This is a genomic window from Nonomuraea sp. LP-02 (assembly GCF_036289125.1).
Taxonomy (GTDB): domain Bacteria; phylum Actinomycetota; class Actinomycetes; order Streptosporangiales; family Streptosporangiaceae; genus Nonomuraea; species Nonomuraea bangladeshensis.
On sequence record NZ_JAXCLK010000001.1, the window covers coordinates 1,998,628 to 2,024,539 of the forward strand.

Annotated in this window: 28 protein-coding genes; 9 read left to right on the top strand and 19 right to left on the bottom strand. The window is 71.8% G+C overall.

Going from position 1 to position 25,912, the window contains the following annotated elements:
• Positions 1–522: 522 nt before the first annotated feature.
• The 5 genes from SMD20_RS09335 to SMD20_RS09355 form a co-directional block, all read right to left on the bottom strand.
• On the bottom strand, positions 523–777 hold the full coding sequence (locus SMD20_RS09335; protein ID WP_329577730.1) for a hypothetical protein: 255 nt from the start codon (positions 775–777) through the stop codon (positions 523–525).
• Between the two features lie 679 nt (positions 778–1,456).
• Positions 1,457–1,753: a DUF952 domain-containing protein gene (locus SMD20_RS09340; protein WP_329577732.1), complete on the bottom strand. Its 297-nt coding sequence runs from the start codon at positions 1,751–1,753 to the stop codon at positions 1,457–1,459.
• Entirely contained in the window at positions 1,750–2,304 is a 555-nt protein-coding gene (locus tag SMD20_RS09345) for a GNAT family N-acetyltransferase (RefSeq protein WP_329577734.1), read from the bottom strand. Before SMD20_RS09345 ends, SMD20_RS09340 begins: the two co-directional genes overlap by 4 nt.
• Before the next feature lie 20 nt (positions 2,305–2,324).
• Positions 2,325–2,882, bottom strand: a complete 558-nt coding sequence (locus tag SMD20_RS09350) for a TetR/AcrR family transcriptional regulator (RefSeq protein WP_329577736.1) — start codon at positions 2,880–2,882, stop codon at positions 2,325–2,327.
• Positions 2,879–3,205: a DMT family transporter gene (locus SMD20_RS09355; protein WP_329577739.1), complete on the bottom strand. Its 327-nt coding sequence runs from the start codon at positions 3,203–3,205 to the stop codon at positions 2,879–2,881. Before SMD20_RS09355 ends, SMD20_RS09350 begins: the two co-directional genes overlap by 4 nt.
• A 118-nt stretch (positions 3,206–3,323) precedes the next feature.
• On the opposite strand from SMD20_RS09355, the gene SMD20_RS09360 reads away from it, so the two are divergent.
• Together SMD20_RS09360 and SMD20_RS09365 are read left to right on the top strand one after the other, a co-directional pair.
• Positions 3,324–4,277, top strand: coding sequence for a radical SAM protein (locus SMD20_RS09360; protein ID WP_329577741.1), 954 nt, complete (start codon positions 3,324–3,326; stop codon positions 4,275–4,277).
• Positions 4,278–4,345: 68 nt separating this feature from the next.
• On the top strand, positions 4,346–5,107 hold the full coding sequence (locus SMD20_RS09365; RefSeq protein ID WP_329577744.1) for a phytanoyl-CoA dioxygenase: 762 nt from the start codon (positions 4,346–4,348) through the stop codon (positions 5,105–5,107).
• Here the strand turns inward: SMD20_RS09365 and SMD20_RS09370 are convergent.
• From SMD20_RS09370 to SMD20_RS09385, 4 genes are all read right to left on the bottom strand, one after another.
• Positions 5,101–5,562 (bottom strand): nuclear transport factor 2 family protein, encoded by a 462-nt coding sequence (locus SMD20_RS09370; protein ID WP_329577747.1) that lies wholly within the window; start codon positions 5,560–5,562, stop codon positions 5,101–5,103. The two genes, SMD20_RS09365 and SMD20_RS09370, sit on opposite strands and share 7 nt — an antisense overlap.
• A 58-nt stretch (positions 5,563–5,620) precedes the next feature.
• Positions 5,621–5,761 carry a hypothetical protein gene (locus SMD20_RS09375; protein ID WP_329577750.1) on the bottom strand — a complete coding sequence of 47 codons (141 nt, stop codon included), beginning with the start codon at positions 5,759–5,761 and terminating at the stop codon, positions 5,621–5,623.
• Between the two features lie 43 nt (positions 5,762–5,804).
• Positions 5,805–6,056 (bottom strand): helix-turn-helix domain-containing protein, encoded by a 252-nt coding sequence (locus SMD20_RS09380; protein ID WP_329577752.1) that lies wholly within the window; start codon positions 6,054–6,056, stop codon positions 5,805–5,807.
• A gap of 643 nt (positions 6,057–6,699) precedes the next feature.
• Entirely contained in the window at positions 6,700–7,170 is a 471-nt protein-coding gene (locus SMD20_RS09385) for an ATP-binding protein (protein ID WP_329577755.1), read from the bottom strand.
• 304 nt (positions 7,171–7,474) lie between these two features.
• Between SMD20_RS09385 and SMD20_RS09390 the strand changes: the two genes are divergently transcribed.
• Genes SMD20_RS09390 through SMD20_RS09400 form a run of 3 tightly spaced genes read left to right on the top strand, consistent with a single transcriptional unit; the run spans position 7,475 to position 9,393 of the window.
• On the top strand, positions 7,475–8,236 hold the full coding sequence (locus SMD20_RS09390) for a MerR family transcriptional regulator (RefSeq protein ID WP_329577758.1): 762 nt from the start codon (positions 7,475–7,477) through the stop codon (positions 8,234–8,236).
• A gap of 45 nt (positions 8,237–8,281) precedes the next feature.
• On the top strand, positions 8,282–8,605 hold the full coding sequence (locus tag SMD20_RS09395) for an ArsR/SmtB family transcription factor (protein WP_329577760.1): 324 nt from the start codon (positions 8,282–8,284) through the stop codon (positions 8,603–8,605).
• Positions 8,602–9,393 (top strand): SRPBCC family protein, encoded by a 792-nt coding sequence (locus tag SMD20_RS09400; protein ID WP_329577762.1) that lies wholly within the window; start codon positions 8,602–8,604, stop codon positions 9,391–9,393. Before SMD20_RS09395 ends, SMD20_RS09400 begins: the two co-directional genes overlap by 4 nt.
• Before the next feature lie 3 nt (positions 9,394–9,396).
• Here the strand turns inward: SMD20_RS09400 and SMD20_RS09405 are convergent, their stop codons facing one another.
• The 4 genes from SMD20_RS09405 to SMD20_RS09420 form a co-directional block, all read right to left on the bottom strand.
• Positions 9,397–10,419 (bottom strand): DUF4037 domain-containing protein, encoded by a 1,023-nt coding sequence (locus SMD20_RS09405; RefSeq protein WP_329577765.1) that lies wholly within the window; start codon positions 10,417–10,419, stop codon positions 9,397–9,399.
• Between the two features lie 82 nt (positions 10,420–10,501).
• The gene (locus SMD20_RS09410; RefSeq protein ID WP_329577768.1) at positions 10,502–11,242 is read right to left on the bottom strand and encodes a GNAT family N-acetyltransferase; all 741 of its coding nucleotides are present in this window, start codon (positions 11,240–11,242) and stop codon (positions 10,502–10,504) included.
• Between the two features lie 13 nt (positions 11,243–11,255).
• Positions 11,256–12,686 carry an adenylosuccinate lyase gene (gene purB / locus SMD20_RS09415; protein ID WP_329577771.1) on the bottom strand — a complete coding sequence of 477 codons (1,431 nt, stop codon included), beginning with the start codon at positions 12,684–12,686 and terminating at the stop codon, positions 11,256–11,258.
• 104 nt (positions 12,687–12,790) lie between these two features.
• Positions 12,791–16,015 carry an efflux RND transporter permease subunit gene (locus SMD20_RS09420; RefSeq protein WP_329577773.1) on the bottom strand — a complete coding sequence of 1,075 codons (3,225 nt, stop codon included), beginning with the start codon at positions 16,013–16,015 and terminating at the stop codon, positions 12,791–12,793.
• A gap of 97 nt (positions 16,016–16,112) precedes the next feature.
• On the opposite strand from SMD20_RS09420, the gene SMD20_RS09425 reads away from it, so the two are divergent.
• Entirely contained in the window at positions 16,113–16,568 is a 456-nt protein-coding gene (locus SMD20_RS09425) for a MarR family winged helix-turn-helix transcriptional regulator (RefSeq protein WP_329577777.1), read from the top strand.
• Positions 16,569–16,590: 22 nt separating this feature from the next.
• On the opposite strand, the gene SMD20_RS09430 is transcribed toward SMD20_RS09425, so the two are convergent.
• Positions 16,591–18,894: a HelD family protein gene (locus SMD20_RS09430; protein WP_329577779.1), complete on the bottom strand. Its 2,304-nt coding sequence runs from the start codon at positions 18,892–18,894 to the stop codon at positions 16,591–16,593.
• A 149-nt stretch (positions 18,895–19,043) separates the two neighbouring features.
• Here SMD20_RS09430 and SMD20_RS09435 point away from each other — a divergent pair, with 149 nt between their 5' ends.
• The gene (locus SMD20_RS09435) at positions 19,044–19,817 is read left to right on the top strand and encodes an SDR family NAD(P)-dependent oxidoreductase (RefSeq protein WP_329577781.1); all 774 of its coding nucleotides are present in this window, start codon (positions 19,044–19,046) and stop codon (positions 19,815–19,817) included.
• Here the strand turns inward: SMD20_RS09435 and SMD20_RS09440 are convergent.
• From SMD20_RS09440 to SMD20_RS09460, 5 genes are all read right to left on the bottom strand, one after another.
• Positions 19,761–21,026, bottom strand: a complete 1,266-nt coding sequence (locus SMD20_RS09440) for a cytochrome P450 (protein ID WP_329577784.1) — start codon at positions 21,024–21,026, stop codon at positions 19,761–19,763. The genes SMD20_RS09435 and SMD20_RS09440 overlap by 57 nt on opposite strands.
• A gap of 33 nt (positions 21,027–21,059) precedes the next feature.
• The gene (locus tag SMD20_RS09445; protein ID WP_329577787.1) at positions 21,060–22,430 is read right to left on the bottom strand and encodes an NAD(P)/FAD-dependent oxidoreductase; all 1,371 of its coding nucleotides are present in this window, start codon (positions 22,428–22,430) and stop codon (positions 21,060–21,062) included.
• Positions 22,420–22,629, bottom strand: a complete 210-nt coding sequence (locus tag SMD20_RS09450; RefSeq protein ID WP_329577790.1) for a ferredoxin — start codon at positions 22,627–22,629, stop codon at positions 22,420–22,422. The genes SMD20_RS09445 and SMD20_RS09450 overlap by 11 nt, the downstream gene beginning before the upstream one ends.
• 96 nt (positions 22,630–22,725) lie before the next feature.
• Complete coding sequence (locus SMD20_RS09455) at positions 22,726–23,148, bottom strand: cupin (RefSeq protein ID WP_329577791.1); 423 nt, start codon at positions 23,146–23,148, stop codon at positions 22,726–22,728.
• Between the two features lie 445 nt (positions 23,149–23,593).
• Positions 23,594–23,929: a hypothetical protein gene (locus SMD20_RS09460; protein ID WP_329577792.1), complete on the bottom strand. Its 336-nt coding sequence runs from the start codon at positions 23,927–23,929 to the stop codon at positions 23,594–23,596.
• A gap of 150 nt (positions 23,930–24,079) precedes the next feature.
• On the opposite strand from SMD20_RS09460, the gene SMD20_RS09465 reads away from it, so the two are divergent.
• Together SMD20_RS09465 and SMD20_RS09470 are read left to right on the top strand one after the other, a co-directional pair.
• Complete coding sequence (locus SMD20_RS09465) at positions 24,080–24,847, top strand: ThuA domain-containing protein (protein WP_329577794.1); 768 nt, start codon at positions 24,080–24,082, stop codon at positions 24,845–24,847.
• Positions 24,848–24,855: 8 nt separating this feature from the next.
• Entirely contained in the window at positions 24,856–25,902 is a 1,047-nt protein-coding gene (locus SMD20_RS09470; protein WP_329577796.1) for a Gfo/Idh/MocA family protein, read from the top strand.
• The last annotated feature ends 10 nt before the right edge of the window (positions 25,903–25,912 follow it).

The following is a 25,912-nucleotide window of genomic DNA, read 5'->3' on the forward strand; positions in this document are numbered from 1 at the left end:
GTATCCGACACCCAACACATGTCCTGCAGAGACTGGATGATTTCAGTGCCACCGAAATCCGGTTGTCGGGCTCCTGCGCCCTGATCCGGCCCCGACTCGAGCGCATGCAGTACCGCCCCAGCCTGCCGGACCGCGTTCCGTAAGGGGATCCTCAACCGGAACACCCGCAAACCGAGAAACCCCAGGTCGAGCGCGGCATTGGTGAGTAGGGCAGGTGGGACTTGAACCCACGGCCCGCCGACTATGGGTCCGTGCCGACGACCCTGAAATGCGGGGGAGAGGTGAGGGGTGAGATTTTACCCCTTCTTCAAGTTCGTCAACGCCCGTTGCGGCCAAGGTCGCCGGCGAGCGCACAGGAGCTGCCGCGAGCCAACAGCGGGGCGGCAGTAGGAGCGGTGATGACTTGTTGCTACCGGAAAGCGCAATACAGATCTAACCGGACAGAACCCACATTCTGTCCGGTATCGCATCATTTCCGGCATTATCCAGTGTCGCCGGGGAGCGACCCGGCCAAACCAGGTTTCACAGCCGGTTGACGAACCGGGCGGCGGCTCGCTGGCTCATGCCGGTCTCGCCGCGTACCAGGAAGACGGCTTCCTGGATCTGGCCGAGGGCTTTGAGTTCGCGGGCTTGGTCGACGAGATCGATGCTCGGGTTCAGCCGGTTACGCGGCCGCTGGGTCAGGCGCACGGCGAGGATAGCGAGCCAGATGGCGGCTGCGGTGATGACGGCCGTGAGCGCGATGAGGCTCGGGGTCGTGATCTCCAGGGGGTACATGCGGTGCGTCTTCCCGGTGCGGGGTGCTTTATTCGGCACATGTGTGTTTGCTCGATAATGCACATTATGTCAAGTAGGCCGGATCGGCCGCGGCGGGCCCGGTCCCCTCGCAGGCTCTGACGGCAAGGTTGACCTTGTGTGGAAACGCTGTCCTTGTGCGGGATCGCGGCTTTAGGGTGGAGCTCCTGCTATTCGCGCCGCGAGAGGAGCAGCACATGGGGATCGAGTCCGTCTTATGCCCGGTGTGTCAGGGGGTTCTGCCCGCTTCCGGTAAGGAGGCGTACACGAAGCTGCGGGGGCGGCTGATCGTGACGAACGGTTATTGCGGGGGTGGCTGCGCCGAGCGGGTGGCGCAGGAGCGGACGCGGGAAGTGGCGCGTCCGACGCCGAGGGTGCCGGTGGAGCCGGCGCAGGGGCCTGTTCCGGTGGCTGAGGCGGCGCCGCCGATGCCGCCGATGGTGGCTGCGGGGCGGCCGCGTGAGGCGTCGTTGCGGGTGGTTCGTTAAGGGGCTCGGTCAGCGGGTGCGCTGACGGTTATGGGTTGTTGCGCGGGCCGGCGCCGGGTCCCTGGTGGACGTCATGGGTGTGCCCGTGGTCACGGGGCGTGTCGTCGTACGGGTAGAGGCGTCCTGCCCGGGTTGCGTCGCGGGGTGCTTCTCCCCCGCTGTCGCCGTGCCGGTCACGCGGTGTAGGGGCGGATGTGGGTGACGGCGGTCACGGGTAGCGGGCCGTACAGGTGGGGGTAGCCGTTCTCGGTGCGGATGTCGAGCCCGGTGGGGTCGATGTCGAGGACGAGCAGGGGCTCGGTGACGTGGGTGTAGTAGCGGTCGTGGACCTGGTGGAGCTGGTCGAGGTCGTGGCTGCAGTGGATGAAGCCTTCTTCGTCGAGGGTGCGGCCGAGGGTGGAGATGCGGTACTCCCCCGCGTGGGTGGCGTGGTGCCAGTCGGTGGCCAGGGCGAGGTGGTGGATGGTCATGGGGTCCACTCGGTCTCGAGGATGGCGTAGATGGTTTCGCTGGCCCATTCGCCTTTGACGTGCTCGTTGTCGACGAGGGTGGCTTCGTGGCGCATGCCGAGTTTGGCGAGGACGCGGGCGGAGGCGGTGTTGCGGGCGTCGAGGCGGCCGGTGATGCGGTGCAGGTGCAGGCCGGTGAAGCCGAGGGTGAGCATGGCGTGGGCGGCTTCGGTGGCGTAGCCGTGGCCGTGGTGGTCGGGGTGGAGGATGTAGCCGATCTCGCCTTGGCGGTGGGTGTCGCTGGTCCAGATGAGCAGGGCTGAGCCGATGAGCTCGTCGTTGTGGCGGAGGGTGATGGCGAGGTCGAGGGCGTCGCCTTCTGCGTGGATGGCGGTGCGGGTGGCTTTCTTGGCGAGGGCTTCGCGGCTGGTGTCGCGGTCGCGGGGTTCCCAGTGGAGGTAGCGGGTGACGTCGGGGCGGGATTCGTAGGCGTGGACGGCGTCGAGGTCGTCGGTGGTGAAGGGGCGCAGGGAGAGGCGGGGGGTGGTGATGGGGTAGGTGGGTTGGAGCACGGGGGCAGTGTAGGGATTGGTCAGCGGGGTGGCAAAAGGGTTTCGAGTGCGTGGGTGAGGAGGGTGCGGGCTTGTTCGGCGGGGCGTTGTTCGACGATGAGTTCGAGCCAGAGGGTGGACAGGGTGGTGTAGAGGAGGCGGGCGCGGGGGTCGGTGTCGGGCAGGTCGAGGGCTTGGGCGATGAGGTGGGTGCAGCCGTCGGTCCAGCGGCGGGCGATCTGTTGCAGGACGGGGTCGCGGCCGGCGTGGACGTACAGCTCCCATAGGCCGAGCTGGCGGGTGCGGTCGGTGTCGGTGGTGAGGGCGTGGGGCAGGCCGGTGAGGCCGTGGTGGGTGATCCAGGTGGCGGTGGTGGTGAGTTCGGTCTCGACGAGCTGGGCGAAGGCCTCGGCGAGGAGTTGGTCGCGTGAGGCGAAGTAGTAGGTGGTGGCGGCGAGTGGGAGGTGGGCGCGCTGGGCGACGGCGCGGTGGGTGACGGCGGCGAAGCCGCCTTCGGCGAGGAGGTCGACGGCGGCGTTGAGCAGGGTGGCGCGGCGTCGGCGGGAGCGGGCCTGGGTGGCGGGGTTGGGGGTTTTCATGGGGTGCGGGCGGCGAGGTTGAGGACGATGACGCCGGCGATGATGAGGAGGAGGCCGCCGATCTTGAGTGGGGTGAGGGTCTCCCCCATGAAGGCGGCGCCGATGAGGGCGATGGCGGCGGTGCCGGCGCCGGACCAGACGGCGTAGGCGGTGCCCATGTCGAGTTGGAGTTTGAGTGCTTGGGCGAGGAGGGTGAAGGAGGTGATGTAGCCGGCGGCGACGGCGATGGTCCAGCCGATGTGGGTGAGGCCGTTGCTGAGTTTGAGTGCGCTGGTGGCGAGGATTTCTGAGGCGATGGCGAGGGCGAGGAGGAGCCAGGCCATGGTGTTCCTTCTTGGGGGTGAATTGGTACGGGTGTCCCAGTTTATCGTCCGGCTCCGCTCCCCCGGGTGTGCCGGAACTGCTTGAAAACGCAGTCGAATACGTGTTCCACTGGAAGGTGTGGGTTGGGACGCGCTTCCGCTGGTTGACGCCGCCGATGAGCGACCGCTGATCGAGCGGCGCGCGGTGCTGCGCGACGGCTTCTACGAGACGCAGGCCCGGACGATGATCGAGCGGGTGCCGCCGGTGGCGGGCATCGCGCAGGAGTGGGCGGTCTCCCCCTATCGGGGTTGTGCGCACGCGTGCCGGGGTTGCGGGGCGCGGGCGGGTCATCGGCGGCTGGGGCTGGACGCGGGGCGTGATTTCGACACGCGGATCGTGGTCAAGCCGAACGCGGTGGCGCGGTTGCGCGCGGATCTGGCGCGCTGGGGCGGTGCGGAGCTGGCGGTGGGCGTCAGCGGTGACTGCTACCAGGAGGCGGAGGTCACCTATCGGCTGATGCCGGGGGTGATCGGGGCGCTGGCGGAGGCGGGGGTGCCGTTCACCGTCTACACGAAGGCGGCGCTGGTGTTGCGGGACGCGGCGTTGCTGGCGGAGGCGGGGGCGCGGGTGGCGGTGTCGATCGCGTTCGTCGACGAGCGGATCCGGCGGGCGGTGGAGCCGGGGGCGCCGACGGCGCAGGCGCGGCTGGAGCTGGTGTCGGCGCTGGCGGAGGCCGGGGTGGAGTGCCGGGTGCTGATGGCGCCGGTGCTGCCGTTGCTGAGTGACGCGGCCGATCAGCTGGGGGCGACGGTGCGGCGGATCGCGGGTGCGGGGGCGCGGGCGGTGGAGCCGGTGGTGTTGCGGCTGCCGGCGGGGACGCGGGAGTGGTACCTGGAGTGGCTGGGTGAGGCGCATCCGCGGCTGGTGGCGCGTTACGAGGAGCTGTACGACCGGGCGGGGCTGCCGTCGCCGGACTACGAGCGGCGCATCACGGGGCAGATCGCGCAGTTGTGCCAGGTGTACGGGATGGCGTTCGGGCCGGGTGAGGCGCGGGTGCGGGAGCCGCGGGTGGCGCAGCTCTCGCTGGTCTGATCGCGCCTGTCCCCCGGCCGGGAAATTGGGTCGATCCGGGTGGGTGGGCGCTGCTAGCGTTCCGGCGCATGAACGAGACCAGCATGAGCGAGACCAGCATGAGCGGCGGCGCGGTCGACGTCGAGGCGTTCGTGGCCGACGGGTTCGTCAAGGTGGAGTCGGTCGTGCCGGGCGAGGTGGCCGACGCGGCGCGGGCGCTGTTGTGGGAGCGCATCGGGTTGTCGCCGGACGATCCGTCGGGGTGGACGCAGCCGGTGGTGTGGACGGCGGACCTGACGGGTGAGGGGCCGTTCGGCCGGATCGTGGGCAGCGCGCGGCTGGCGTCGGCGCTGGACGCGGTGGCGGGCGCGGGCGGGTGGGTGCCGCTCGGCAGTCTGGGCAATGTGCCGGTGCGGTTCCCGCGGGTGCCGCCGGCCGAGGATCGGGGCTGGCACATCGACGCCAACACCCCGCGTGCGGACGGCACGTACGGGGTGAGCCTGCGGTCGCACACGTTGCTGCTGCTGGTGCTGCTGTCGGAGGTGGGGCCGCAGGACGCGCCGACGCGGATCCGGGTGGGTTCGCAGCGGGACATGGCGGCGCTGCTGGACGATCGGGTGCGGGACGTGATGGAGATCGGGCCGGCGTTCGAGGAGGTGGGCCGGGACCGGCCGGTGGCGCTGGCGACCGGTTCTCCGGGTGATGTGTATCTGGTGCATCCGTTCACGGTGCACGCGGCGCAGGAGCATCTGGGGGCCGAGCCGCGGTTCATGGCGCAGGCGCCGGTGTTCCTGTCGCGTCCGCTGGAGCCGGGTGCGGATTCCCCGCTGGCGCGGGCGGCCGGTCACTGACTTTCGCAGGCGCCGGTGATGGCTGCGGGGTCCCAGTAGAAGGGGCGGCATTCGAGCATGCGCCCGTCCCTGACGGTGATCAGTTGCACGATGAGGGTGTCGATTTCCTGTCGGGTGGCGCGGGCGCGGAAGCGGACGCGGTTGCGTACGACGACGGTGTTCTCGTCGCCCCAGTGCTCCTGCTCCAGGAACTCCATCGATTCCCAGATCTCGCTGAAGCGGGCCAGGAACTGTTCCATGCCGTCGTGGCCGCGCCAGGTTCCGGTGCCGGTGAAGGGGAGTCCGGGAGCTTGGTGCAGGGTCACTTCGGGGTCGAGGTGGGCGGCGACGTGGGCGTAGTTCGCCTTGCCGAGTCCGCCTGCGGCGACGTACGCGGCTTCGGCGGCGTAGAACCTCTGCATCACCGTCCAGGCGTCGGCTGCCGGCCCGTCGGGGTGATCGGTGGTGGTGCTCATGGCGCAAGCTTCGCCGCTGGGGGCGGTTCTCCGCTGGCGGCGATCAGACGTCCAACCGTCAGCGGGTGGTCGTGGTGAGCAGGAAGGAGGCGGCGCCGAGCGCGGCGGCGGCGAGGATGACCGTGGCCAGGGCGGCCAGGATGAGCAGGCGCCGCGGCAGGCTGGGCCTGGGCGGCGGGCGGCGCTCCCCCGTGTCCATGTGACCGACGGTAACAAGGGGGTTGAGCTGGGCTGACGCCGGGTCAGGTGGGGGCGGGGGTGGTGCGGGTGGCGAGCTGGTCGAGTGAGATGCCGAGGACGTCGGCCAGGGCGGCGATGGTGAAGAACGCGGGTGTGGCGATCCGGCCGGTCTCGATCTTGCGGAGGGTTTCCGCGGACATGCCGGCGGCGGCGGCGACCTCGACGATGCTGCGCTCGCCGCGGGCCTGGCGGAGCATCGTGCCGAGGTGCTCGCCGCGGAGCCGTTCTTCGGGGGTCAGCGGTGGTCGCACCATGGGGCTCACTCTATACCGTTACCGGTATTGTTATCGCTCGCTCACCTGGGTAATAACCGGTGATCGAGTGATGCGGCAGGCCGGTGGCCGTGCTCGCAGGGTCGCGGGCGGCGCTGTCCGGCGTGGCGGGACGGCTGCGACGGGTGTCGCGCGGCCTGGCGGGTCACCGACACGGCGGCCAGGCGGTCCGGCCGGGTCCGCGTGCGGGTGGGGTGGAGCGGGCGGGCTGCTCGCGGTAATAAGCGCGGCGCTGGGCGCGCTCTTGTCCGCAGGTCCTGGGCCTGCGGGAGCGTACGCCGTCCGCGTGGTCCTCGCGAGTCGGCGCGGGTTCCTCCCCCGGGTCGTCCTGGGGGTCGATGCCGGTCCCGGCGAGTCCGCCGCGATCGCCTCTCGGGGCCGATCACCTCGGCGGGTTGCCCGCTCGGGATGCTGCTGGTCGTCACCGTTGTCATGGCGCCTCACAGGTGGCGGAGCCGGCGTTCGCCTCGTGCGCCGCCGCCCGCCGTCGTTCTCAGGTTATGTCCGGCCCCTTATCCGGGGCAGTTCCTGCCAAAACCCACAGCAAGTTTTTGCCTGTTCATGGGGTGGCTGTGGCGTGAGCGGGTGAGGGCGCGGCGCCGGGGCGCGCGTGAGCAGGGGAACCTCACGCGCGCCCCGGCGCGGCCAGCTCGAACCAGACGATCTTGCCGCGCCGGGAGGGGGTGCTCCCCCACGCGTCGGCGAGCGCCTGGACCAGTTCCAGTCCGCGGGAGCCTTCGTCCTGTTCGCCGGCGTGGCGGGGGCGGGGCGGGCGGGGGTCGGCGTCGGCCACCTCGCAGCGCAGCCGGCCGCCGCGGGCCCACATGCTGAGCACGACGGGGCCGTGCGCGTGCCGGACCGCGTTCGTGACCAGTTCGCTGACCAGGAGTTCGGCGGCTTCCCCTGTCTCGCGGGGCGCGTCCCACTCGGCGAGCAGTCCGCGTGCCGCCCGGCGGGCGCGTGGCACCGAGGAGGCCGTGGCGGGCAGCGTCCATGACGCGGCGACCATGGGCAGGCAGGCGGGCATGAGTGACGGCATGAGGGCGGGCAGGAGAGCGGGCATGGCGGCGGGCGTGGCCGTGCAGGCGGGGCTCATGCCGATCCCCCGCGGTGTCCGGCCGCCGGCGTGCGGGCTGCTCCGTTGCGCGGCAGGTCCCGTCGCCGCTCGGGCTGGTGGGCCGCGGGGCGGGCGGTGCCGCCGTGCGGCGGGTACGGAGGCTGGTGCTGGCACATGTCGGATCCCCCCATCCTTGGTGCGTCCGGTCTCCGGGTACTCGCTCACCATGCCCGCACACCCCGCCCCACCAAGAGGTGAGAAATCCCTATTTGAGTACCTACGTACGTACGTGCCGGGCAAAGGAGTTGACCCTCACCCATCGTGAGGGTCCATGGTGGAAGGCATGAGTCTGTCGGTCGGCCAGGTCGCCCGCCTCGCCGGCGTCACCGTACGCACCCTGCACCACTACGACGAGATCGGCCTGCTCACCCCCACCGAGCGCACCCGCGCCGGCTACCGCCGCTACACCGACGCCGATCTCGCCCGCCTGCAGCAGATCCTCCTCTACCGGGAGCTCGGCTTCCCCCTGGAGGAGATCGCCGTCATCCTCGACGAGCCCCGGGCCGACGAGCTGACCCACCTGCGCCGCCAGCACGAGCTGCTCACCGCCCGCGCCCGGCATCTCGGCCACGTGATCGCCGCCGTCGAACGCGCCATCCACGCACACACCAGCGGCATCACCCTGACCCCCGCCGAACGTTTCGAGGTGTTCGGCGACTTCCGGCCCGAGGAGCACGAGGCCGAGGCCGCCGCCCGCTGGGGCGCGGACCCCCGTTACGCCGAGAGCCGCCGCCGGGTCGCCTCCTATACCAAGGCCGACTGGCTGGAGCTGAAGGCCGAGGCCGCGGCGATCACCGGCGCGCTCGCCGAGGCGTGCGAGGCGGGGCTGCCGGCCGGCGGTGAGCACGCGATGGATCTGGCCGAACGTCACCGTGGCCATGTCCATCGCTGGTTCTACGACTGCGGCCACGACCTTCACCGCCGCCTCGGCGACCTGTATGTCACCGATGCCCGCTTCACCGCGTTCTTCGACGCGGTCCTGCCGGGCCTGGCCGGTTACGTGAGGGAGGCCATCCACGCCAACGCCGCCCGCCACCACCTCTGATGCATGCCCTTGCGGTCATATAACCGCGCGGGTATATTCGCTGGCATGCCTTTCGACGTCCTCGCCGAGCCCGCCCGCCGGCACATCCTCGATCTGCTCCTCGAACGCCCCCGCCACGTCACCGAGCTCACCTCCCGCCTCGGCCTCACCCAGCCCGGCACCAGCAAGCACCTGCGCGCCCTGCGCCGCGCCGGTCTCGTCACCGTGCACAAGGACGCCCAGCGCCGCTTCTACGAGCTGACCCCCGCTCCCCTGGCCGAGATCGACGCCTGGCTCACCCCCTACCGCCGGCTCTGGACCCGCAGCCTCGACCGGCTGGAGGCCCATCTGGACGCCATGCCGGACGAGCCCGGGAAGGACGTGCGATGAACGAGGACCTCACCCTCCACCCCGACGGCCGCACCTCGCTGCGCATGCGGCGCCGTCTGTCCCACCCGCCGGAGAAGGTCTGGCGCGCCATCACCGAGCCGCGCCACCTGGCCGCCTGGTTCCCGGCGGAGGTCACCATCGACGGCGAGCGGATCGGCTACGGCTTCGGCCCCGACGGCCGCGTCACCGACCGGGAGCCGCCGCGTCTGTTCGCCCACACCTGGGGCGAGGACCATCTGCGGTGGGAGCTGGAGCCCGACGAGAGCGGCGGCACCCTGCTCACGCTCACCCACACCTTCTCCGACCGGTACGGCGCCGCCAGCTTCGCCTCCGGCTGGCACACCTGCCTCATGGCCCTGCTCGCCCATCTGGACGGCCGCTCCCCCGCCGCCGGCCAGCCGGAGACGGGGCGGCTGCACGAGGACTACGTCCACATCCTCGGCCTTGACGGCGCGACCTGCGACGGCGGCACCGTACGCGTGGAACGCCAGCTCGTCCGCCCGGCCGATCACGTCTGGCGGCAGCTGGACGGTGACCGCGCCGCCGTCGGCGAGCCGCCGCCCGCCCCGTTCACCGTGCCCGCCGTCCCGGCCGGCCCCGTCACCCGCGCCGAGCCCGGCAAGCTCCTGGAGTACGGGACACCGGGCGGCAGCGTCCGCTGGGAGCTGGGCGAAGGCACCGGCCACGGCGCCCGTCTCGTCCTGACCTGCACCGGCGACCCGGCCGCGCTGCCCGCCTGGCGTTCCCGCATCGCGGAACTCGCCGCGGAGCTCGCGGAGGAGAACTGAGGGTCAGGCGGTCAGGCCCAGCGCCGCCGCCGTCAGCGCCCGCGCCCGCCCGGACTCCACCAGCACCTCCGTGGAGTCCGACAGCTGGTCGACGCATCCCGCGACCGGCAGCGCCCGGATCGCCGGGTCCGACACCGACGCCAGCAGCGCCTCGGCGAACCGGTCCCCTCCGATGACCCGGAACGGCCGGTCGTGGAAGCCGCGCACGCCCTCGTCCAGCCGTTCGGCCAGCGCCAGCCGGTTCTGCAGGGCCGCCAGGCGGGTGTAGGCGCCCGACAGCCGTTCCTCCCGCTCCCGCCACGACCGCGCGGCCACCGCCGCCCCCAGGCACTCCCCCAGTTCCGCCGACCCGGGCAGCCGCGCCAGGGCGCTGCCGAGCCATTTGGCGTAGGGCGGGTAGCGGCGGCGCAGCAGCAGCGCCAGCCGCATCACCTCCCGGGCCAGCCGCGCCCCCACCACCGCCGACCCCAGCTCGTCGCCCACCTCCCCGCACCGGCCGGGGAACGGCTCCTCCTGCGCGATGCGCCGCCACTGGCAGGCCAGGACATACCGCCACACGTCCTCGGGGTACCAGCGCAGCGCCGCCCGCGCCGCCTCCAGAGCTCCCAGCCCGTCGTGGAAGACCTCGCCGCGGGTCACCTCCGCCAGCCGCTGCCACGGCGCCGACAGCCAGTCGAGCAGCGACATGCCCGCCCGCGGGTCGAACCCCAGGTGTTCGCGCAGCCACGCGCCCGGCTCGCACACCCGTACGCCGGGCCCGGTCCGGCCGCGATAGGGGAACACGGTCGGCAAACCGCGGAAACGCTCCGGCAGCCCCGCCAGCACCCGCGCCTCCACCTCGGCCACCTGCTCGCCCGGCACGAACAGCAGCACCCGCGGCCCCCAGTCGTGGTCGGCCGAGCGCGCGGTGTCGAACGCCAGCACCTCCGACCCCGGCCCCACCAGCGCGGCGCTGTGCGCGGTCCGCGGCACCAGCGGCGCCACCACCTCGTGGTAGAAAGCCCGCGACAACTCAATACCCGGCATGAAATCGGACATCACGCCGTCAACTCTGCACCAGCACCGCCCGAACCTCACCCGATTTTCGCCCCGCCCGCCGGGGCGGGGGTCAGGCGGTGACGGAGGAGGTCATCACCTGGCGGCGCCGGTAGCCGATGCGCTCATAGACGCGGATCGCGGCCGGGTTGTCGTCGTCCACCATCAGCGCAGCCCGCCCGTAGGTGTCGATGAGCCGTCCCGACACCCACCGGCACACCCGCTCGGCCAGCCCGCGCCCGCGACAGGGGGCGCGGGTCGCGACGCCGGCCAGCAGCCCGACGTCCGGGGCCGACCAGGCGTCGGCGGCGACCGCGGCGAGCCGGTCGCCGTCGCGCAGCCCCGCCCACCGGCGCACCCCGACGCCGCCGGGCACCGCGTAGGCGTCGGGGGCGTCGGCCGCGAGCAGCGCCGTGATCTCCGCCTCGGCGCCGTCCAGCCACCCCACCCCGTCCACGCCGTTCTCGCCGGCGTCGTGGCGGAGCTCGGTGAGGCTCATCCAGGAGAAGGACGGCCCCGCCCGCAGCCCGTCCACCGCGGCGGCGACCTGCCGGATCAGCTCGGCCTCGCCGAGCGGCCGGTACGACGGCCCCAGCTCGGCCAGGGCGTGCCGCACCAGCGGCGCGGCGTCGCGTGGCCGGCCCCGCACCGCCAGCCGGTCCCCGCGTGAGATGTCCGGGCAGGCGGCGACGACCGCGCCGCCCGCCGCCCAGGCCCGCGCGCCGGGCCGCAGTCCCTGGGCGGCCCACATGACCAGGTCGTCGTTCTCGCACGCCGACCGTACGTCGGCCGGTGTGCGCAGCTCCCGCGTCAACGTTGCGGGCGGGTCACAGGATGGCGCCGGGCCGGTAGGCGGCCGCCTCGGGATGCGCGGCCACGATCTCGGCCACCCGCTGCGCGACGGCCTCCACCTGGTCGGCGGCCGCGCCGGTGAACGACACCCGGTCGGCCAGCAGCGCGTCCAGCCGCTCCCGGTCCAGCGGGAAACGCTCGTCGCCGGCCAGCAGGTCCAGCAGCTCGTTGGCCGCGCCGCGCGAGCGCATCGCCAGCGCCGCCGCGACCGCGTGCTCCTTGATCAGCTCGTGGGCCTGCTCGCGGCCCATCCCGGCCCGCACGGCCGCCATCAGCATCTTCGTCGTGGCCAGGAACGGCAGGTAGCGGTCCAGTTCGGCGGCGATGACGGCGGGGAAGGCGCCGAACTCGTCCAGGACCGTCAGCATCGTCTCCATCAGCCCGTCGAAGGCGAAGAACGCGTCCGGCAGCGCCACCCGGCGCACCACCGAGCACGACACGTCGCCCTCGTTCCACTGGTCGCCCGCCAGCTCCCCCACCATGGAGGCGTAGCCGCGCAGCACGACCGCCAGGCCGTTGACCCGTTCGCAGGAGCGGGTGTTCATCTTGTGCGGCATGGCCGAGGAGCCGACCTGGCCTTCGGCGAACCCTTCGGTGACCAGCTCGTGGCCGGCCATCAGCCGGATCGTCCTGGCCAGCGACGACGGCGCCGCCGCGGCCTGCACCAAAGCGGTCACCACCTCGAAGTCCAGCGAGCGCGGGTAGACCTGTCCGACGCTGGTGAAGGCGCCGGCGAACCCCAGGTGCTCGGCCACCCGGCCCTCCAGTGCGGTGAGCTTGGCCCGGTCGCCGCCGAGCAGGTCCAGCATGTCCTGGGCGGTGCCGACGGGGCCCTTGATGCCGCGCAGCGGGTAGCGGGTGATGAGCTCCTCCAGCCGCCGGTAGGCGACCAGCAGCTCGTCGGCCGCCGTCGCGAACCGCTTGCCGAGCGTGGTGGCCTGCGCGGCCACGTTGTGCGAGCGGCCGGCCATCACCGTGGCCTCGTGCTCCTTGGCCAGCGTCGCCAGCCGCGCGAGCAGGGCCACCATGCGGTCGCGGACCAGCAGCAGGCTGTCGCGGATCTGCAGCTGCTCGACGTTCTCGGTCAGGTCGCGCGAGGTCATGCCCTTGTGGACCTGCTCGTGCCCGGCCAGCGCGTTGAACTCCTCGATGCGCGCCTTCACGTCGTGGCGCGTCACCCGCTCACGCGCCGCGATGGACTCCAGGTCGACCTGCTCGACCACCTTGTCGTAGTCGTCGATCGCGCCCGCCGGCACCGCGACGCCCAGCTCCGCCTGCGCCCGCAGCACCGCCAGCCACAGCCGCCGCTCGGCGACGATCTTGTACTCGGGCGACCACAGGCGGGTCAGCTCCGGCGAGGCGTAGCGGGCGGCCAGGACGTTCGGGATGCGCGGCTTGGAAGTCACGTTCGACAAGTGTAGGCATCGTCCCCGGCCACGTCGCACGCCCGGGGCGGGGAAAGGCCCGGCCGCCGTCACCGGCGGCCGGGCCCGCATTTACTGTCGCGCCGTCAGGACGGCGTCGGCTCCAGCACCTTCTCCTCCTTCGCCGGCGCCTGCGGGCGGCGACGCAGCCGCTCCTTGGCCCGCTCGACCATCGTGTACAGGGTCGGCACCAGCACCAGCGTGAGCAGCGTCGAGGAGATCAGCCCGCCGATCACCACGATCGCCAGCGGCTGCGAGATGAACCCGCCCGACCCCGTCACGCCCAGCGCCATCGGCGTCAGCGCGCAGATGGTCGCCACGGCCGTCATCAGGATCGGCCGCAGCCGCCGCCGGCCGCCCTCGATGACCGCCTCGACCACGCCCATGCCCTGCTCGCGGTACTGGTTGATGAGGTCGATGAGCACGATCGCGTTCGTCACCACGATGCCGATCAGCATCAGCATGCCGATCAGCGCGGGCACGCCCATCGGGGTGCCCGTGGCGACCAGCAGCCCGATCGCGCCGGTCGCCGCGAACGGGACCGACACCAGCAGGATCAGCGGCTGCACGAAGCTGCGGAACGTCGCCACCATGATCAGGAACACGATCGCGATGGCCGCGAGCATCGCCATGCCGAGATCGGCGAAGGCGTCCTCCTGGTCCGCCGACGCGCCGCCCAGCTCGTAGGAGGCCGACGACGGCAGCTGCAGCCCGTCCAGCTTGTCGCGCAGCTGCTGGGTGAGCGCGCCCAGGTCGCCGGCGTCCGCGGCCTTGGCCGTCACCGTGGCCGACCGCTCGCCGTCGATGCGAGTCACCTGGGTGGGCCCGGCGACCTCCTTGACCTGCGCCACCGACGACAACCGCACCACGCCGGAGGCCGTCATCAGCGGCAGGTCACGTACCTCCTTGACGTCCTGCGGCGCCTCGGCGCCGCGCAGCACCAGGTCGCTGTTGCGGCCGTCCAGCGTCACCTGGCCGAGCGGCGCGCCGCGGAACGCCTGCGCCACGCTCTGCCCGATCTGCGCCTCCGACAGGCCGCGCGCCGCCGCCTTCTGCCGGTCGACGACGACCTCGATGCGCGGCGCGGACGCCTCCATGTTCGACGAGACGTCCCGCAGTCCCTTGACCTCGCCCATCGCCTTGGCGACCTGGTCGGAGGCGGCCCGCAGCGTGTCCAGGTCGGGGCCGCGGACGATGACGCTGATGCCGTCGGCGTTGAAGCCGCCGCCGCCGGCCGCGCCGACCGTGACCTCACCGACCCCGGTCAGCTTGCCGATCTTCTCGCGCAGCCGCTGCTCCACCGCCGGGGTGTCGGCCCCGTCGGCGAGCGTCACCGAGTACGACGCCCGGTCCGAGCCGCCGCCCCCGCCGAACGCGCCCGCCATCGCGTTGCCGCCGCCCACGTTCGCCTGGTACATCTCGACCTGGTCGTCGTCGGCGAGCACCTGCTCGATCTTCTTGGCCGCCTTGTCGGTGGTCTCCAGGTCGGTGCCGACCGGCATCCGCTGCGACAGCGAGATCGTGTTCTGCCCCGAGGAGTCCAGGAAGTTCGTCTGCAGGGCGCCCGCGACGCCCATCGTCGCGACGAACACCGCCACCCCGATGAGCACCGTCGTCAGCTTGAACCGCGTCGCGAACCGCAGCACCGGCAGGTAGGCGCGCTGCAGCGGCGAGCGCAGCTCCTTGGCCTCGGCCTCCTCGCGCAGCTTGCGCGCCTGCTCGGGCGTGAGCTGCGGCGCCTTCAGGAACCAGTACGCCAGCACCGGCACCACCGTCAGCGACACCACCAGCGACGCCAGCAGCGCCACCGACACGGTGATCGCGAACGGGCTGAACAGCTCGCCCACCATGCCGCCGACGACCGCGATCGGCACGAACACCGCCACCGTGGTCAGCGTCGAGGCCGTCACCGCGCCCGACACCTCCCGCACGGCCGTCAGGATCGCCTGCAGCTTGGCTTCGCCGTAGCCGAGATGCCGCTTGATGTTCTCCAGGACCACGATCGAGTCGTCCACGACCCGGCCCACCGCGATCGTCAGCGCGCCGAGCGTCAGCATGTTGAGCGAGTAGCCGCCCGCCCACAGCACGATCAGCGCGATCACCACCGACAGCGGGATCGACACCGCCGTCACCAGCGTCGAGCGCACCGACAGCAGGAACACCAGGATGACCAGCACCGCGAACACCAGGCCCAGCACGCCCTCGGTGGTCAGGCTCTCGATCGACTGCTCCACGTAGGGGGCCTGGTCGAACACCACCGACACCGCCGTGTCCGACCCGTCGCCCAGCGCCTTGGTCAGGTCCGGCAGCAGGTCGTGGATCTCGTGCGAGATCGACACCGCGTTCCCGTCGGGCGTCATCGTCACCGACACGCCGAGGCTGGAGCGCCCGTCGGTGCGGGTGATCGACGTCGCCGCGGCGACGCCCTGCTTGATGGTGGCCACGTCGCCCAGCTTGACCGGCCGCAACGACCGCGCCTGAGCCTGGGCCTGGGCTTGGGCCTGGGAGGCGGGGGTGCGGGCCTGCTGGGGCTGGGCCTGCGGAGGCTGCTGCTGCTGCGGCTGCTGCTGGGGCTGGGCCGGCGTCAGGTACAGGTTCTTCAGCTTCTCCAGCGAGTCGACCCGGGTGCCGACCTGCACGGTCAGCGCCCTGCCGTCCTCGGTGAGGGTGCCCGCCGGGATCGGCGTGCCGTTCGCCCTCAGCGCCTCGGGGATCTGCGCGGGCGACACCCCGGCCAGCGCCATCTTCCCGGCGTCCGGCTCGATCGTCACCACCTCGTCGCGGACGCCGGTGACCGCCGCCTCGCGCACGCCCTCCACGCCCTGCACCGCCGGCACCACGATCCGGTTGAGCTTGTCGGCCATCGCCTGCTGGTCGCCGCCGTCGCCGACCGCCAGCACCAGCACCGGGATGTCGTCCGTGCTGCCCGCCGCGACCTGCGGCTCGACGCCGTCCGGCAGCGTCACCCGGTTCAGCGCCTGCTGCATCTTGTTCAGCGACGCCTCGATGTCGGTGCCGTACTCGAAGGCCACCTGGACCTGCGCCACGCCCTCCCGCGAGGTGGACGTCAGCGCCTCCATGCCGTCCAGCCCCTGGAAGGAGTCCTCGATCGGCTTGGCGACCTGCTCCTCCACGATGTCGGGCGACGCGCCCGGGTACGGGGCGATCACGAACGCGCCGGGGAACGACAACGACGGCAGCAACTGCTGCTTCAGCTGCGGGATCGTGAACGCGCCGAACGCGCTGAGCACGACCGCGATCAGGATCACAAGAGTGCGGTTGACCAGGCTCAACCTGGCGAAAGCGGTCATAAGCCCCCTCCAAGAGTTCGGCTTAGACTAACACTTCGCATCAGGCGAATATTTAGACACATCAAAGCTTCCTGATAACCTTCTCAGGAAGCGAGAGGTGAAAGTGAACGACGAACGCGAAGACCTGATCCGCAGGATCAACGAGACGCAACGCAACCTGGGACGCGTCTTCGCCCAGCATCCGTCTCCCCTGTTCACCTCCAACCTCACGATGCGCCAGCTCAAGGTCGTCATGCTCCTGTCCGCGCGCGGCGGCTCGGCCAGCGGCCAGGAGATCGCCGCCGGCCTCGGCGTCGGCCCCGGCACCGTCACCGGCATCGTCGACCGCCTCCTCGCCCAGGGCCTCGTCAGCCGGCACGAGGACCCCCACGACCGGCGCGTACGCCGGGTCGAGCTCACCGCCGCCGGCGCCGCCTTCCTCGAGGAGGTCAACAGCGTCGGCAGCCAGCAGATGCGCCGCATCATGGACCACCTCGACACCGAGACCCTGCGCGCGCTCGACGAGGTCACCCGGGCGATCTGGGCCGCCGCGGAGAAGCTCGGCGGCTCCTGACCCCGGCGGCCCCCGGCGGCCCCTACGCGGGGGAGCTTTCGGCCAGGCGGGACAGAACGGCCGGCAACTCGCCCTCGTAGGCCACCGTCAGCCGGCGCGTCGCCCGCGTCACCGCCACGTACAGGTCCCGCCCGCCCATCGGCGACTGCTCCAGGATGCCCGCCGGGTCCACCACCACGACCGCGTCGAACTCCAGCCCCTTGGCCTGCGTCACCGTCAGCACCGTCACCGGCGCGTCCAGGTCGGCCGCCGGGAACTCCCGGGCCACCAGCTCGCGCAGCGCGTCGGAGGTCACCACCCCGACCCGGCCCTCACCGATCGCCGCCCGTTCCTGCGCCACCAGCTCCACCAGCCCTTCGGCCGGCCTGTCCAGCGGGACCCGCACCGCGCGCGGCGCCGACTCCCCCGACCGCACCGACTCCGGCGGCTCCTGCGCCGGGTCGAAGGCGCGCAGCACGTCCGCCGCCACGTCCATGATCTCCACCGGCGTCCGGTAGTTGACCCTCAGGTGCTCCATCCGCCACCGGCCCCGCAGGTAGGGGTCCAGCACCTCGCCCCACGACAGCGCCCCGGCCGCCGAACCCGTCTGCGCGATGTCGCCCACCACCGTCAGCGACTTGGCCGGCACCCGCCGCATCACCATCCGCCACGCCATCGGCGACAGCTCCTGCGCCTCGTCCACGATGACATGCCCGTACGCCCAGCCGCGGTCGGCCGCCGCCCGGTCGGCCGTGGTCAGCTCCGCGCCCGGGTCGGCGTGCCGCCCGGCCAGCACGTCCGCCCGCGCGAAGACGCCCTCCTCGGCCACGCCGGTGGTCTGCAGCACCTCGCTCGCGAACAGCAGCTCCTCGTCCTGCTCCGCCCTCGTACGGCGGGAGGCCGCGCGCCGCGCCGAGTCGTCCTCGCCCAGCAGCTCGGCCGCCTCGTCCAGCAGCGGCACGTCCTCCACCGTCCACGGCGCGTCCGCCGGGCGCACCAGGGGCGCCCCGTCCAGGCCGGGCGGCATGACCGACGCGAGCGCCCGCGGGTCCGACAGCAGACCGGCGATCAGCCGCTGCGGCGTCAGCTCCGGCCACAGGCCCTCGACGGCGCGGCGCACGGCCGGCTCGTCCCACAGCCGCCCCGAGGCCAGGTCCAGGTCCAGCTCGTCCAGGTCGCCCTCCAGGTCCAGCGGCTGGGCCAGCTCCTCCATCTCCGGGTCGCCGTTGGCGAGCTCCTCGATGTGCAGCGACTCCTCCAGCGCCCGCGCCTCCGCCCGGGCCAGCTCCTTCAGCAGCTCGCTCACGTACAGCTTGCGGGCCATGTTGTGCGGCAGCCGCACCGCCCGCGCCCGCTCGTGCAGCCGCACGCACGTCTCGTGCGGCACCCGCAGCGCCAGCCCGTCCAGCTCCACCACCAGGTCGCCCTCCGGCGGCCGGCGGCGCAGCTCCAGCGCCGCGGCCACCACCCCGGCCATCCGCAGGTCGCCCTTGACCACCGCGGCGGCCGGCGCGTCGACCGCCGTCGCCCGCACGCCCGGGAACATCTCCCCGGCCGTCGTCATCACCACCTGCGTCTCCCCCAGCGACGGCAGCACCTGGCCGATGTAGCGCAGGAACATCGCGTTCGGGCCGACCACCAGCACGCCGCGCCGCTCCAGGACGTCGCGGTGGGTGTAGAGCAGGTACGCCGCCCGGTGCAGCGCCGCGACCGTCTTGCCGGTGCCCGGGCCGCCCTGCACCACCAGCGCCCCCTGCAGGCCGGCCCGGATCACCCGGTCCTGCTCGGTCTGGATGGTGGCCACCACGTCGCCCATCCGGCCCGTACGGCCCCGGCGCAGCGCCGCCAGCAGCGCCGCCTCCCCCACCAGCGTGCGCCGGTCGCTCTCGCTCATCCGCTCCAGGTCGAACACCTCGTCGTCGATCGCGACGACGCGGCGGTCCTTCAGATGCAGGTGGCGGCGGCGCAGCAGGCCGCCGGGGTCGGTGGCCGTGGCCACGTAGAACGGCCGCGCCGCCGGCGCCCGCCAGTCGATCAGGACCGCCTCGTGCCGCTCGTCGCGCAGCCCGATCCTGCCGATGTAGGTGCTGGGGCCGGAGCGCTCGTCGATCCGGCCGAAGCACAGGCCCCGCTCGACCGCGTTGAGCTGCGCCAGCCTGCGCGCCTGCTCCGAGGCCAGGGCCTCACGCTCGACCATCGCCTGACGGGTGCCGCCGCCGCGGCCGTACGCCTGGCGCAGCGCCGTCTGCGCGCGTTCCCTGGCGAGGTCGAGCAGTTCGTACAGCCACGACACGGTGCGCTGCTCGGTGTCAAGGGCTTCGGCGAGACCATCTTGACGGTTAGCCATCGAGTGATATACTCCTATCGGGAAGCCTGTGAAAGCTGGCGCGTAAATGCGAGTATTCGAGCTTACTCCGCGCCGCCACGCCCGCGCAATCTCCGCACCCTCCCCCACGCGCGCGCCCCGCATCCGCCCAGGTGCTACCTTGTGCGACCGTGTCGCACTATCTGCAGGAGCTGTTCTCCCTCCACGGCCGCCGCGCCCTCATCACCGGCGGCAGCTCCGGAATCGGTTACGCCATCGCCGAGGCCGTCGGCCGCGCCGGAGCCGACGTCGTCCTCGTCGCCCGCCGCCCCGCCGAGCTCGACCAGGCCGCCGCCCGCCTGCGCCGCCACGGCGTCACCACCACCTGCATCAGCGCCGACCTCGCCGACCGCGGCGACGTCCAGCGCGTCTGCGACAGCATGGAAGACACCGCGGGGGAGATCGACATCCTCGTCAACAACGCCGGCAACAACATCCGCAAACCCATGGCCGAGCTGACCACCGACGACTACGAGCTCACCGTCGCCGTCAACCTCACCGCCCCCTACCTGCTCGGCCAGCACTTCGGCCCGCGCATGGCCGCCCGCGGCTGGGGCCGCATCATCAACATCGGCTCCCAGCAGTCCATCAGCGCCTTCGGCGACAGCGGCGCCTACGGAGCCGCCAAAGCCGGCCTCGCCGGACTCACCCGCTCCCAGGCCGAAGCCTGGTCCACCGCCGGCGTCTGCGTCAACACGATCATCCCCGGCTTCGTCCTCACCCCGCTGACCGCCCCCGCCCAGGCCATCCCCGGCCGCGTCGAAGCCCTCGCCGCCCGCCACATGACCGGCCGCAACGGCGTCCCGGAGGACTTCGCCGGCGCGGCGGTGTTCCTCGCCGGAAACGCATCAGCGTTCGTCACCGGCCAGATGCTGTTCGTCGACGGCGGCTTCTCCGTCCACTAGCGCCGGCCGCACCCGCAGCGGCAGGTGCCGCGGACCACGCAACATCGCATTGCGCCGGTAAGGCGGCGGATCCTCCACCAACGTGACGGCCCCGAGAAGCGGAATCAGCGCGCCCAGCGCCGCCTGGGCCTCGATCCGGGCGAGCGGCGCGCCGTAACAGAGATGGACGCCGCCGCCGAAACCGAGATGCTGGTTGTCCGCCCGGGCCGGATCGAACCGGTCCGGCTCACGAAACCGCCAGGGATCACGGTTGCCCGACGCGATCACGAGGATCAGAGGCTCACCTTTGGGCACCACGGAGCCGGCGATGTCGAGGTCGACCAGAGGGACACGCCTGCGCAGATGCACCGGAGGCTCGTAGCGCAGCAACTCCTCCACCGCGCCGGGCAGCAGACCCGGATCCCGGCGCAGCCGGTCGAGCTCCTCAGGATGACGCAACAGCGTCAAAACCCCGTTCGCGATCAGGTTGACCGTGGTCTCGTGACCGGCGATGAGCAGCAGGACGGCCGTCTCCGCCAGCTCCTCCCGCGTCAGCCGCAGGCCCGGATCCGGCTCGTTGACGAAGGCCGACAGCATGTCCTCGCCCGAACCCCCACGGCGCTGCTCGGCGAGATCCACCAGGTACCGGCCCATCTCCATCCGCGCCTGCCGGCCCGTACGCGCCCGCTCCGCGGCCTCCTCGCCCGGCTGCACGTCGGCCGAGGCGACGACGAGGTCCGACCAGCGGCGGAACAACGGCTCGTCCTCCCGCGGGACGCCCAGCAACCGGCAGATGACCGTGACCGGCAGAGGATAGGCGAAGTCGTCGACGAGATCGATCTCCGCCCGGCCCCGGAGCCCGTCCACCAGCTCACCGGTGAGCTCGGCGATCTGACCACGCATGGCGTCGACCCGGCCAGGGCTGTGCGGCGGGCCGAACGGCCGCATCGCCAGCGTCCGCAGCCGATGATGCGCCGGATCGTCGAGGAGGAGAAAGGGAAGCTCCTCCCGCTCCGACAGGACCGGATCACGAACCAGGCCGTTACGGGGATCGACACTCACCCGCGGATCATGAAGCAAGGCGTTGATCTCGTGGTACGTGCCCACCAGATGACTGCCGTCCGCCTGCCGCACCACCGGACCGGCCTCACGCAACTCCGCGTACAAAGGGTAAGGATCAGGACGGCAGGCGTAGTCCGTGATCCGTTCCAGCAGGGTGTCAGCGGTCATGGCGTCTCGGCTCCTCGTGAACGGGCGCGACAATCAGGCATGCCGCACCACCGTCAGCCGGCGATCCGGCAGATGGCCGGTGAGCGCGACCGTCGGACCGTGCGACAACCTCTTCGGGTCCGGCACATCGGAAGGAATCGTCAGCTCCGCGGCGAGCGGCCGGTCCGCCGCACCAGGCCCCGGCGGAAACGGAGCAGCCGTCTCGATCAGATGCTCGTAGTACTCGAGCGACTTGGCCATGTTGACGGTGACCGCCGCGGTCACCCGGCCCCGGTAGCCGTACACCACGGCCAGGCGGCGCTCGTCCAAAGACCCCTGCGCGAGCACGATCTGATCGGAGAACGTGGGCACGCCCACCGACTTGATGTTGAGCCCGAACTGGCTCGACCAGAACGCCGGCAACGAAAGATGAGGACGCCGCAGCGGCCCCGGACTGATCATGTTGTGCGCCGCCACCTCGGCCTGCGCCACCGCATTGCCCCAGTGCTCCAGCGAGAGCAACTGGTACTCGAACAGCGGATGCGGAAACCGGGACACGTCACCGGCGACGAAAACGTCATCGGTGACGATCCCGTACATGTCGAAAGCCCGGCACCCGGCGTCGCACGCCACCCCGCGCGGACCCGCCGCCAGCCCGGCATCCGCCAGCCACTCGACGTTACGCACCGCCCCCAACGCCACCACGCACACATCCGCGTCGACACGGCCACCGTCGGACAGATCCGCCCCGGCGAACCGGCCCCTCCCGTCCCCGCGCAGCGCGGTCACCGTCACCCCGCAACGCAGATCCACACCATGCGCACGCTGCACCCCCGCGGCGAGCTTCGACAGCGTGCCACCGAGCGCCCCCACCAAAGGCGCCGGACCGCGCTCGGTGACCGTCACCTCCAGCCCCCGCTCCCGGCAGGCCGAGGCGATCTCCGAACCGGTGAAACCGCCACCAATCACCAGCACCCGCCGCGGCCCCGCCGCCAGCCGCTCGGCCAGCCGCCCGGCGTCGTCACACGTGCGCAAGGTGAACACCCCGTCCAGAGCCGCCTCCTCCGCATGAGGCCAGGGCCGCGCCCGCGTCCCGGTCGCGATCAGCAAACGGTCATAGGCAAGCCACTCCCCGTCCGCCAGCAACACCCGCTTCCGCAGGGGATCCAGACCGGTGGCCGGCATCCCGAGCAGCCACTCGGCGTCCGGGTTCCGCCGCATCGGCAGCCCCGTCCCGTCCGCCGCCGCCTGACCGAGCAACACCTGCTTCGACAGCGGCGGCCGGTCATAGGGCGGATGAGGCTCGTCCCCCACCACCGTCAGCGAACCGATGAAGCCCTGCTCACGCAGCGCCTCCGCGGCCCGCAGCCCCGCCAGCGACGCGCCGACCACGACGATGCGGCCCTCGCGCGGATCACCGTCCACCGGAGCCCACCTCCTCTCCGAGGAGGATGGCCTGGACCGGGCACGCCGCCGCGGCCTCACGCACCCGCCCGACCTGGCCGGCGGGGACGGCCGGGTCGTACAGCAGCGCCTCCTCCCCATGCAGGTGGAACACCTCCGGTGCGAGGAACACGCACTGCGCATAGCCCTGGCAGCGCGTGAGGTCCACGACGATCTGCATCCCACCGCTCCCTCCGTCGCCTCCCCCCGGTTCCTGCCCGGAGCGACGGCAAAGAGAAATCGGATGAGCGGCGAGGAAACGGCAATACCCGACGGTTCAGGCAGGTGGCCGCGCCGGCGCACCGGCCTGAACCTCGGCCCGCCTCTCCACACGACTGCCCCGCGGCAGCGTCACCGCCATGATGGTGCTCGGAATGTCCAGCTCGATGCGGTGCCACCGCCCACGAGGCACGATCGCGGCCGTACCCGCCGTCAGCCTGACCTCCTCCTCCTCCTCCTGCCCAGGCCCCTCCGGACGGAGAAAGAGGCGAATCTTCCCGACCAGGCAGGAGACGATCTCCTCGGCCTCCGGATGAACCTCCCAGTGACCGACGTGCACGTCCGCACCCGTCCTGGCATGGAACGCCGTCAGCCGCCAGCCGTCCTGGTCGGGGTCAGCGGTCCTTCTCCCGGCGCGGATCCCGCCCTCCTGACCGAGGTGGATGGACGAGGCGAACAGATCGATCGGGGTCACACTCATACCGGGAATTCTTCGCCGGCCACACCCCGGGAACATCCGGCGAGCGGAGCGAACTTCCCCTACCTCATCGGGACCGACGACCGGCCCGCGTACGACACCGGAAGTACACCCCCTCGCTTCACCTGCCACCTGTCGGGCAGATGCCGGTCATGAACGCACAAGACGGGACAAACACCGACCTCCCCGCGGCGGTAGGCCGAGTCAACGGAGAAAGCGACATCGTCGCCGAACGCTCCGGAGGCGACGTCCACACCTCCTCCCCACGCCCCGTACCCGCCGAGCCCATCGAACCCCCGCCCAACCCCGAACGCAAAGCCGAAGAGGAACGACACGAGACAGCCACCGACACCGGACAAGAACGCCCAGGAGCCGAACCAACCGGCTGAGCGCCCCCGACCCCGCCGCACGCCGCACCGGGCGGCGGGGCCAAAGTCGAGCACCGAGGTCAGAACTTGGTGATCTTGGGCACAGCCTGCGCGATGAGCAAGCCCCCGGTGAAGTTGATGTCGACGTTCCACAAGCCGTGGCAGACCAGATTCACCGGGCCGGGCGCGGTGGTGGTGACCGCACTCTCAAACGAGAGCGCACCCGTTTCCTCGGCACCCACGGTTGCTGCCTGCCAGCCCTTCATGGGTCGGCTGTCGGGAGTACCGCTGGGGTTCTGCTCGAAGATCGTTTCGGCGTGGAGGAGGTAGGAGCCGGCGGCAGGCAGGGGCACCGAGGCAATCTGGACGGGCTCCGGATGCCGATACACGGAGAAGTTGGGGCCGTTGACAAACACCTCCCCTCTGTTGATGGTGTTTGTGCTTTTTCTGTTTGGTTCGCTATTGCAGTGAAACCACCGAGCGTCTTTACAAAGTAGATCACTAGTTCCGTAGCGGGGGCGGCGGGGGAGGAAAAGGGACGACGATCGACGACCGGAAGGAAACGGATGGCGGCCCACGTCCCACCCCCAGCCGACCACACAGCCGAAGTCCCGCTCAACGTCACCGTGTGGAGCGAGAACTACCACGAGCAGCGTGAGGAGGAGGTACGCCGCCGCTACCCCACCGGCATCCACGGCGCCATCGCCGACGGGCTGCGCGAGGCGCTGGGCCCGCGGGCACGGGTCCGTACCGCCGTCCTGGAGGAGCCCGAGCACGGGCTCACCGACGAGGTCCTCGCCGCCACCGACGTGCTCACCTGGTGGGGGCACATGGCGCACGAGGAGGTGGACGACAAGGTCGTCGAGCGCGTACGACGCCGCGTGCTCGGCGGCATGGGTCTGCTCGTGCTGCACTCCGGCCACTACTCCAAGATCTTCCGCTCGCTCATGGGCACCACGTGCACGCTCAACTGGCGTGACGCCGGCGAACGCGAGCTGGTCTGGACGGTCTCCCCCGGCCACCCCATCGCCCGCGGCGTCCCCCACCCGCTGGTCATCGAGGCGCAGGAGACCTACGGCGAGCCGTTCGGCATCCCCCAGCCCGACGAGCTGGTCTTCGTCAGCGGCTTCGCCGGCGGCGAGGTGTTCCGCAGCGGCTGCTGCTACCGCCGCGGACTCGGCCGCGTCTTCTACTTCAGCCCCGGCGACCAGAACTACCCCGTCTACCACCATCCGGACGTACGGCGGGTGCTGGCCAACGCGGTCCTGTGGGCCGCCCCGGACGCCGGGACCGGCGAGCCGCTCCAGAACGCCCACACCCCGATCACCTGGTAGGGGGCACGATGACGTCAGCGACGTTCGCGACCGTGGAAGCGGACCGGCCGCTGCGCGCGGTGATCGCCGGAGCCGGGTTCATCGGCGGGCAGTGGGCGCCCGAGCTGCTCGCCCACCCCGGCGTCGAACTGGCCGGCTGGGTGGACGTGGCCCCCGAGCGGGCCCGCGCCGCCGCCCACGCCCTCGGCCTGGACGACCTGCCCACCGGCGCGTCCCTGACCTCGCTGCTGGACGGCGAGGAGCCCGACTTCGTCGTCAACTGCACCGTCCCGCAGGCCCATTACGAGGTGACGGTGACGGCGCTGCGGCGCGGGGTGTCGGTGCTGAGCGAGAAACCGATGGCCGTCACCCTGGACGAGGCCCGCTCCATGGTGCGCGCCGCCGACGAGTCCCGCCGGCTGTTCGCCGTCAGCCAGAACCGCCGCCACCAGCGCGGCCTGGTCGCCTACCGGCGCACCGTGGCCGAGCTGGGGCCGGTCGGGCTGATGACGTCGGAGTTCTTCATCCCGTACCGGGGGGCGGCGTTCCTGTCCACGCTGGAGCACCCGCTGCTGCAGGACATGGCGATCCACCTGTTCGACGCGGCGCGGGCGGTGTCGGGAGCCGATCCGGTGTCGGTGTACTGCGAGTCGTTCCGGCCGGCATGGACCTGGTACCCGGGCGCGTGCTCGGCCACGGCGATCTTCGAGATGACCGGCGGGCTGCGCTACACCTTCACCGGGAGCTGGTCGGCGCCCGGCCTGCCGACGTCGTGGACCGGCTCCTGGCGGGCGACCGGCCCGCGCGGCACCGCCTTATGGGACGGCGACGGCGACCCGGTGGCCGAACCGGCCAAGGGCGAGGTCGTACGGGCCTGCAAGCAGGAGGACGACCCCTACCCGGAGCGGCCCCGGCGCTTCGGCGGGCTGGCCGAGGGGCTGGAGGAGTTCGTGACCGGGCTGCGCACCGGGCGGGCGCCGCAGGGCGAGTGCCACGACAACATCCGCAGCCTCGCCATGGTGACGGCGGCCCTGGAGTCGGCCCGCACCGGAATGCGAACGCCTGTCATGACGTAGCGGGATGTGG

Excerpts from the sequence above, each read along its gene's own strand:
- SMD20_RS09335 (WP_329577730.1), bottom strand. The coding sequence starts at position 777 with ATGTACCCCCTGGAGATCACGACCCCGAGCCTCATCGCGCTCACGGCC.
- SMD20_RS09340 (WP_329577732.1), bottom strand. The coding sequence starts at position 1,753 with ATGACCATCCACCACCTCGCCCTGGCCACCGACTGGCACCACGCCACC.
- SMD20_RS09350 (WP_329577736.1), bottom strand. The coding sequence starts at position 2,882 with ATGAAAACCCCCAACCCCGCCACCCAGGCCCGCTCCCGCCGACGCCGC.
- SMD20_RS09355 (WP_329577739.1), bottom strand. The coding sequence starts at position 3,205 with ATGGCCTGGCTCCTCCTCGCCCTCGCCATCGCCTCAGAAATCCTCGCC.
- SMD20_RS09365 (WP_329577744.1), top strand. The coding sequence starts at position 4,346 with ATGAACGAGACCAGCATGAGCGAGACCAGCATGAGCGGCGGCGCGGTC.
- SMD20_RS09370 (WP_329577747.1), bottom strand. The coding sequence starts at position 5,562 with ATGAGCACCACCACCGATCACCCCGACGGGCCGGCAGCCGACGCCTGG.
- SMD20_RS09375 (WP_329577750.1), bottom strand. The coding sequence starts at position 5,761 with ATGGACACGGGGGAGCGCCGCCCGCCGCCCAGGCCCAGCCTGCCGCGG.
- SMD20_RS09380 (WP_329577752.1), bottom strand. The coding sequence starts at position 6,056 with ATGGTGCGACCACCGCTGACCCCCGAAGAACGGCTCCGCGGCGAGCAC.
- SMD20_RS09385 (WP_329577755.1), bottom strand. The coding sequence starts at position 7,170 with ATGAGCCCCGCCTGCACGGCCACGCCCGCCGCCATGCCCGCTCTCCTG.
- SMD20_RS09390 (WP_329577758.1), top strand. The coding sequence starts at position 7,475 with ATGAGTCTGTCGGTCGGCCAGGTCGCCCGCCTCGCCGGCGTCACCGTA.
- SMD20_RS09395 (WP_329577760.1), top strand. The coding sequence starts at position 8,282 with ATGCCTTTCGACGTCCTCGCCGAGCCCGCCCGCCGGCACATCCTCGAT.
- SMD20_RS09400 (WP_329577762.1), top strand. The coding sequence starts at position 8,602 with ATGAACGAGGACCTCACCCTCCACCCCGACGGCCGCACCTCGCTGCGC.
- SMD20_RS09405 (WP_329577765.1), bottom strand. The coding sequence starts at position 10,419 with ATGCCGGGTATTGAGTTGTCGCGGGCTTTCTACCACGAGGTGGTGGCG.
- SMD20_RS09420 (WP_329577773.1), bottom strand. The coding sequence starts at position 16,015 with ATGACCGCTTTCGCCAGGTTGAGCCTGGTCAACCGCACTCTTGTGATC.
- SMD20_RS09430 (WP_329577779.1), bottom strand. The coding sequence starts at position 18,894 with ATGGCTAACCGTCAAGATGGTCTCGCCGAAGCCCTTGACACCGAGCAG.
- SMD20_RS09440 (WP_329577784.1), bottom strand. The coding sequence starts at position 21,026 with ATGACCGCTGACACCCTGCTGGAACGGATCACGGACTACGCCTGCCGT.
- SMD20_RS09450 (WP_329577790.1), bottom strand. The coding sequence starts at position 22,629 with ATGCAGATCGTCGTGGACCTCACGCGCTGCCAGGGCTATGCGCAGTGC.
- SMD20_RS09455 (WP_329577791.1), bottom strand. The coding sequence starts at position 23,148 with ATGAGTGTGACCCCGATCGATCTGTTCGCCTCGTCCATCCACCTCGGT.
- SMD20_RS09465 (WP_329577794.1), top strand. The coding sequence starts at position 24,080 with ATGGCGGCCCACGTCCCACCCCCAGCCGACCACACAGCCGAAGTCCCG.
- SMD20_RS09470 (WP_329577796.1), top strand. The coding sequence starts at position 24,856 with ATGACGTCAGCGACGTTCGCGACCGTGGAAGCGGACCGGCCGCTGCGC.